The sequence below is a fragment of the Leucobacter sp. M11 genome, from assembly GCF_035726885.1.
Classification (GTDB): Bacteria; Actinomycetota; Actinomycetes; order Actinomycetales; family Microbacteriaceae; genus JAPFRB01.
On sequence record NZ_JAPFRB010000004.1, the window covers coordinates 183,880 to 185,288 of the forward strand.

Consider the following 1,409-nt stretch of genomic DNA (forward strand, 5'->3'; position numbering starts at 1 on the left):
AACCCGAAGTTCGCGCAGGCGCAGGCCAAGGAGCTGCTGCTCCCCGATGCGATGTTTCCCGCCTATCTGGAGCAGTCCCGGCACGCGCAGCGGGAGACGCTCCGCGAAGTGCTCCGGGCGAACCTGAGCTTCCGGGCTCCCGAGCCCGTGCTCGCGCACGCTCGCCCCACCCGGCTCTGGTGGGGCGAGCGAGAGCCCGCGGCGGTGCGCGACGGGATGGCGGCCGCGGCCGCGGCACACCCGAACCTGGACACGGTGACCTGGGCGGCTGGCCGCCACGGCATCATGTTCCAGGACCCGGAACGCTTCGCCGCCGAGACCCGCGACTTCCTCAGCCGCTGAGCGGTCCGGACCCGCCGCCCCACCGGCCGGAGTGGGCTAGCGGCCGTCCTCGGCCTGGGCCGCCGCGACCGTGAGCGGCGTCGTGAGCGGATCGATCGCGAGGGATTCGAGGCGGCGCTGGCGGCGCTTGAGCCAGAGCCCGAGCAACACGATCAGGGCGAGGGCCGAATAGGTGGCGATCGCGAAGGTGGAGTGCACGAGATAGGCCGGGTCGCCCTGGCTGATCGCCATCGCCTTGCGCAGTTGTTCCTCTGCCATTGGCCCGAGGATGGAGCCCACGACCATCGGAGCCACGGGGTAGCCGTGCCGACGCATCATGAAGCCGATCAGCCCGATCACGAGGATCGCGCCGATGTCGAACACCGTGAAGTTCAGCGCGTAGGCCCCGAGCCCCGCGAACACCAGAATGCCCGCGTACAGGTAGTGCCGGGGGATCTGCAGGACCCGCACCCACATGCCCACGAGGGGCAGGTTCAGGATGAGGAGCATCACATTGCCGATGTAGAGGCTCGCGATGAGCGCCCAGACGAGCCCCGATTGATTCTCGAAGAGCATCGGGCCGGGGCGGATCCCGTAGGACTGGAACGCGGAGATGATGATGGCCGCGGTCGCTGTGGTGGGCAGGCCGAGCGTGAGCAGGGGCACGAGGACCCCGGCGGCTGCGGCGTTGTTGGCGGCCTCCGGGCCCGCGACCCCCTCGATCGCCCCGTGCCCGAACTGTCCTTTGGCGCGGCCCTTCGCGAGCTTGCGCTCGGCGGCATAGGACAGGAACGTGGCCACATCGGCGCCACCGGCGGGAATCGTGCCGATGGGGAACCCGATCGCCGATCCGCGCAGCCACGGCTTCCAGGATCGTCGCCAGTCCTCGCGCTTCATCCAGTTGCGCCAGCCCCCCGTGATCGGAATGGTCTGGACCCGGCCCCGGCGCATGCGGGAGGCCACGTACAGGGTCTCGCCGACCGCGAAGAGGCCGACGGCGACGATCACGGTGTCGATGCCGTCCGCCAACTGGGGAACCCCAACCGTGTAGCGCTGCTGGCCCGTGAGGACCTCGGTGCCGATGAGGC

The 1,409-nt window shown here is 70.2% G+C and carries 2 protein-coding genes; one reads left to right on the forward strand and one right to left on the reverse strand.

Going from position 1 to position 1,409, the window contains the following annotated elements; all coding sequences use genetic code 11:
- Window positions 1-342, forward strand: a 342-nt coding sequence (locus OOT08_RS12815; RefSeq protein ID WP_325093130.1) for an alpha/beta fold hydrolase, incomplete at its 5' end; no start/stop codon positions are given.
- Window positions 343-378: 36 nt separating this feature from the next.
- On the opposite strand, the gene OOT08_RS12820 is transcribed toward OOT08_RS12815, so the two are convergent.
- Window positions 379-1,409: tripartite tricarboxylate transporter permease (locus OOT08_RS12820; RefSeq protein WP_325093131.1), on the reverse strand; the 1,031-nt coding region annotated here is incomplete at its 5' end.